This window comes from Devosia geojensis (genome assembly GCF_000969415.1).
GTDB classification, from domain to species: domain Bacteria; phylum Pseudomonadota; class Alphaproteobacteria; order Rhizobiales; family Devosiaceae; genus Devosia; species Devosia geojensis.
The window spans coordinates 1-5,241 of record NZ_JZEX01000040.1 but is presented as its reverse complement, the minus strand read 5'-3'; the positions used below and the strand labels follow the sequence as shown (position 1 = coordinate 5,241).

General features: G+C 67.2%; 5 protein-coding genes. 1 reads left to right on the top strand and 4 read right to left on the bottom strand.

Features of this window, described 5'->3' with window-relative positions:
• Positions 1–130 precede the first annotated feature (130 nt).
• The 4 genes from VE25_RS02735 to VE25_RS02720 form a co-directional block, all read right to left on the bottom strand.
• Complete coding sequence (locus VE25_RS02735) at positions 131–610, bottom strand: hypothetical protein (protein ID WP_244466849.1); 480 nt, start codon at positions 608–610, stop codon at positions 131–133.
• Between the two features lie 31 nt (positions 611–641).
• The gene (locus VE25_RS02730) at positions 642–935 is read right to left on the bottom strand and encodes a hypothetical protein (protein WP_152664489.1); all 294 of its coding nucleotides are present in this window, start codon (positions 933–935) and stop codon (positions 642–644) included.
• Between the two features lie 115 nt (positions 936–1,050).
• Positions 1,051–2,274 (bottom strand): DegT/DnrJ/EryC1/StrS family aminotransferase, encoded by a 1,224-nt coding sequence (locus VE25_RS02725; RefSeq protein ID WP_046107055.1) that lies wholly within the window; start codon positions 2,272–2,274, stop codon positions 1,051–1,053.
• A gap of 8 nt (positions 2,275–2,282) precedes the next feature.
• Positions 2,283–3,842: a polysaccharide deacetylase family protein gene (locus tag VE25_RS02720; protein WP_052731679.1), complete on the bottom strand. Its 1,560-nt coding sequence runs from the start codon at positions 3,840–3,842 to the stop codon at positions 2,283–2,285.
• Positions 3,843–3,943: 101 nt separating this feature from the next.
• On the opposite strand from VE25_RS02720, the gene VE25_RS02715 reads away from it, so the two are divergent.
• Entirely contained in the window at positions 3,944–5,167 is a 1,224-nt protein-coding gene (locus VE25_RS02715) for an ROK family transcriptional regulator (RefSeq protein ID WP_046107054.1), read from the top strand.
• Positions 5,168–5,241: the final 74 nt, after the last annotated feature.

Below are 5,241 nucleotides of genomic sequence, written 5' to 3'. Positions count from 1 at the left end.
CCCTCAATCCCTCCCCTCAAGGGGGAGGGAGGCGATGGAGCCGCCGATTCCGATAAGCCTGACACGCTCCAGAGCGTGAACGCGGCTGCCAGCAAAGCCGGCTGCCCGGCACCCGCGGGACCGATGACAGCTATTCGGCCTCGTCGAGCGTCAGGCGCCGCAGCCGGTCCTCCAGCGGCTTGACGATCGGCGCGAAGGGCTCGCCTTCTGCCCGCCTGGCGAGGAACGAGGCGATCTCCTCGTCGATAGCCGCCAAGGCTTCCGCCTTTTGCGCTTCGGTGAGCTGGGGAAGCGCCTCTATGCCTTGCTTGAGGCCGGCGAAGGTCGCCTCGACCTCGGCATCGGGCATGAGGGCCATGAACCCCCTCATGGTTTCGCCCAGCGCCCGGTTCCAGGTCTCGGCGGTGAAACCGGCCTTGGCGATCCATCCTTCGCCGTAGGAGTCCTCCTCGAACCAGTATTCGGCGATCTCGTCGTCATAGGCGAAATCGCCCAGTTGCGGCTCGAGCGCCTCGATGAGGTCGACGACGGTGGTCGCCTCCTTGAGGGTCAAGGCAAGCGCGCCAGCTGGCTGCATGGCGATGCCGACGGCGAGTGCGGCGGCGAACATTGCCGCCACCCGCGCCTTTCCTGTCCTGGTCCTACCCATGGCATTCGGCCATCGCGGATTGCGCCTGATTGCGGGCCTGCGCCTGCATGACCGTGCCGCCGATGGAGGCCGCCTGCCCGACGATCGCTCCACCGTGACCGCCGAAACCACCAATGCCGCCGGCAACGGACAACGCACTGCCGAGGACGGCGGCGTTGGTCTGGGCCTCCACCGCCTTCTGCGCGGCCTGCCGGCAATCGGCGCCGGACTTGGCTGGCGCCTGCGCGCGCGTCGGCGTCTGCGCCGTATTGGTCGTAGAGCAACCGGCCACCAACAGGCAGGCCAACAAAACGCTCCCGATCCTCAATCTCTCAAAATGCTGCATGCTGTTTCGATTTGCCCCGTTTTATTTTGCGCGGGACTTGTGACTCAAAACAATTTAGCAGAACAGTGCGCGCGTATTATGCGCGAAGGGCGGACGTGACCTTTTCGAGCGCTTGCGCATAACTTGCGAGTATCTCGGCGCCATAGAATTCGGAAACCGGCAACACGATCGTTTCGGCTAGATACCGCTCGGCGCCCGGGCAATCGGGCTCGTGCTGTGGCGCGAGGTCAAAGGGATAGTGCGTGCCGGGAAAGGCGGTGCGGTTCTTGAGCATCGGCACGTTGTAGAGCGGCTCTTCGAGATAGCCGGGCCGCGCCGGCAGGCCTTCGGCCTTCAGCGCCTCGACCAGGGCATCGCGCCCGCCGCGGAAGACGCCCGCTTCGGCTGTCAGGGTGAAGAACCAGTAAACGCAGGTATCGCCCTGCCGGACGGCCATGGGCGTGAGGCCAGGGATACGGGCAACGGCTGCGCGCAAACCATCGCCGAAGGCCTGGCGGCGCTCGACGATCGAAGGCAGGCGCTTCAATTGGGCGATGCCGACAGCGCCCTGCAACTCGGTCATCCGCAAGTTCGGGGCAAGAAGGTCAATCCGGCGCATGGCGCTGCCGAGCTCGCGCCGGTAGTTCTTGTCAGCGAAAGCCGCAGCCTTGGAAGCATCGGCCGCGTCGGTCACCAGCAGCAGGCCGCCGTCACCGGTCGAGATGTGCTTGTAGTCATTGGTCGAAAAGCAGCCGAAGCGGCCGACGGTGCCGACGAGCGAATTGCCGTGGCGGGCAAGGAACGCCTGCGCGCAATCCTCGACGAGGGCGAGGCCGCGCCGCTCGCAGAGGGCTCTGAGGCCCGTGAGGTCGCAGGGGTTGCCGGCGAGGTGGACGGCGAGCACGGCGCGGGTGCGCTCGGTCACGACCGCCTCCACCGTCTGCGGTGTCATCAGGCCATTAGACGGGTCGAGGTCGGCAAAGACCGGGATGAGGCCCTGGTAGAGGAGGCCGATGACCGTGCCGAAATCGGTGATCGGCGAGGTGACGACCTCGTCGCCCGGGGTGAGGTCGAGGCTGCCGATGGCCACATGCAGCGCCGCCGTGCCGCTGGTGGTTGCCACCGCCGCCGGTGCGCCGTGCATGCGCGCGAACTCGGATGCGAAGGCTTTGACCTTCTGCCCGTAGAAATAGAAGAGCGTGTTCTGGTCGAGCGCTTCCTTGAGCTCGGCCAGCTCCTCTTCGCCGAAACGTGGGCCGGTGGGCAAGGGGCCGGCGAAAACAGGGGTTCCGCCGTCAATGGCGAGCTTGTCTGCGCACATGGCGGTCCTCACGAAGCCAGTTGCACGGCGCCGTCGGGCGCGGGGGGCGGCAGGCGGCGAGTGCCATCGGCCGAGAGCACTTCGAGCACGGCTTCCGGCGGCAGGTTCTCGGCGACGAGCCCGTTGCCGGCAGAGGTGATGCGGACGGCCCGCAGCGCATCGACCCAGTCGGCGATCTCTCGCCCGGTCATCGCCACCATGCCGCGCGAACGGGCAAGCGAAAGGGCACGGGTCAGCGCTTCGCGCACGGACGCGAACTTGTGCAGCCAACGCTGGTGGTTGAGCAGGTGCAGGCACCCGCCGACCGCCATCACCTCGTCGGCCAGGGGGCCGACGATGCTGCTGTCGCCCCAGCGCTGCGGCTCGAAATCGATGTCGGCGGTCTGGAAGGCGAGCGAATAGAGGCGGTGGCGCGGTGCGGCAGGATCGAAGGCGGCCGGACGATGCGGGAAACAGGTGCCGTAGAGGAACCCGCGGTTGCCCATCTTGGAAGGCCCGCGGGTGCCGTCGAGCCGGATGCCGCCCGCTTCGCACCAGAGGTAGAACGCGTCCCACCCCTCGAAGCGCGTGTAGTGGTTCTTGTTGCTGACGGCGGGCACCGGCGCGGTGGCGTTGTGCCGGGCGAGCTGGTTGGCGAAAGCTTCCTCCGACCACACGCCGTTCTCTTCGGGCCGCGCATTGTAGTGGAGAGCGACCTCATGCCCGGCCGCGTGTACGCGCTTCTGCATCTGTGGCCCGTATCCGCCCTCGAGCTCGCACCAGGTGGCGCGAATGTCGAGATTGTCGAGAAGCACGAGCGCCGTTTCGGCGTGGTCGGGATCGTTGTCGTCGCTGTCGAGGCTGAGATGAACGACGCCCGGCGCGCCGCCGGGCCAGGCGGCCGGACGCAGCAGCACGCGCGGGGAGACGATGCCGACGATCTCCTCGACGAGCCATTGCCGCCAGCGGTCGGCATGGGCGAGCGGGAAATAGGGCTGGCCGGTGGCGGTTCTGCCGCGGTCCTCGATCCAGTCAAGGGTGGTGGTGTCGTCGGCCTTGAGGATGCCCTCGGCGGTCTCGGCGGTGCCGTCCGGCGCGGAGGGTCGATCGTGCGTCAGGAGGCCGACGCCCTGCTGGATGCGCACGATGGTGTCGGGCACGTCGATGGTGACGTGGATCAGCCGGCCGCGGCCGATGGCGAATTCCTGCACCAACGGCGCGCTGGTTTCGGCCGCGGTCGCCGAGCCGCGCTCGAGGCTGGCGCCGCGCAGCTGCCGGCCGGCAAAGAAGCGCAGCGGCTGTCCCTTGACCGCCGCGTGCCCCTGCCCGAACGCCTTGGCCCTGCCCTCCGGCCCTTCCTCGAGCGAAAAGGCGAGGAGCCGGCCGCCGGCGGAAACGTAGTCGAGCTCCCCGGGGGAAAGCGCGTCCGGACCGCCGGAGCGCAGCACGAGGTCGAACTCGCCGACAGACGGCAGGCCTGCAAGGAGGGCGAAGCTCAGCCGCTCCTGTTCCAGAAGCTCGACGAGATAGGGCGTGTGCCGCCCGGTGACGCTGGCTGGCTGATAAAGGCCGATCCGGGCAAGCTTCATGATGTCCCGCGCGAGGTTAATTCACTTATTGTTTTAACCTCGTTTCCCATTCCGCACAACTCTTCTATAAGAGGTAAGTGACCGGGACGAACGGGGTTTTCATGGATGACCGCCAAGTGAGCAAAGTGGGCAGCAAGGCGCTCCTCAAGCGCATGAACCGCATGCGCGTGCTCAACACCGTGCGCGAGCGGGCCCATATCGGTCGGGCGGAAGTGGCAGATATCACCGGCATCAGCCGGGCCTCGGTGACTTACCTCGTCGGCGAACTGGTCAAGGACGGCTGGCTCATCGAATACGACAAGGGCGAAACGACGCAGGCCGGCGGGCGTCCGCCGATCCTTCTGCAGTTCAACCCCGACGCCATGTACGCCGTCGTTGTGATGATCGGTTCGGAAAGGACAACCGTCGCGGTCGGGGATGGCAACGCGCATATGCGCTACCGCGAGACGCAGCCCTCGGTGCTGGGGCGCAGCGCCGACGAGGTGGTGGACGTGGTGGTCGACATGATCGGGCGGGCGCTCGACACATCCGGCGTCGACCGGCAGCGCGTCGGGGGCGTTGCCATCGGCGTGCCGGGCCTTGTCGATGCGCACAATTCCATCGTCCACTATTCGGCCCGCCTGCCGGTGATGCGCGACATCGACTTGGGCTCGATGATCGCCACCCGCGTCGGCCTGCCGGTGATGGTCGAGAACGAGACGCGGCTCATCGGCTGGGGGGAGCTGAAGTTCGGCTCGGGACGCGGCTACTCGCCGCTGGTGTGCGTCAGCGTCACGCTCGGCATAGGCTCCTGCATCATCCTCGAGGACCGCATGCTCTCGGGCAGCTCCTATTCGGCCGGCCAGTTCGGCCACATGACCATCGACGAGCACGGCCCCTTGTGCGAGTGCGGCAACCGCGGCTGCTGGGAGGCGCTGGCGAGCAGCGCCGCTGTATTGCAGCGCGCCCGCGGGCTCGATGCCGCCTGGGCGGCCGAACCGACCATCCCCGCCATCCTCGATGCCGTCAAGAACGGCGACAGGCAGGCGGGCAAGCTGATGCACGAGACGGCGGTGCACCTTGGCATCGGGCTCGCCAACATCATCAACATCGTCAACCCCTCGATCATCGTGCTGCACGGCAAGATGTTCGAGGCGGGCGACGCGTTCCTGCAGACGATCCGCCAGACGGTGTCGTCGCGGGCATTGAAGCTCCCCGCGCTCAACACGCGCCTCATCGTCTCCGAGCTCGGCGAGCAGGCCGGGCTCGCCGGCGGGGTGACGCTCGTCATGCGTTCGGTGCTGGAATCGCCGCTCGAGCAACGCGCCAATCCGTTTTACGTGTAGGCATCTCAAGGGCGGTGGCTCCATCGCCTCCCTCCCCCTTGAGGGGAGGGATTGAGGGTGGGGGTGGTTCGGTG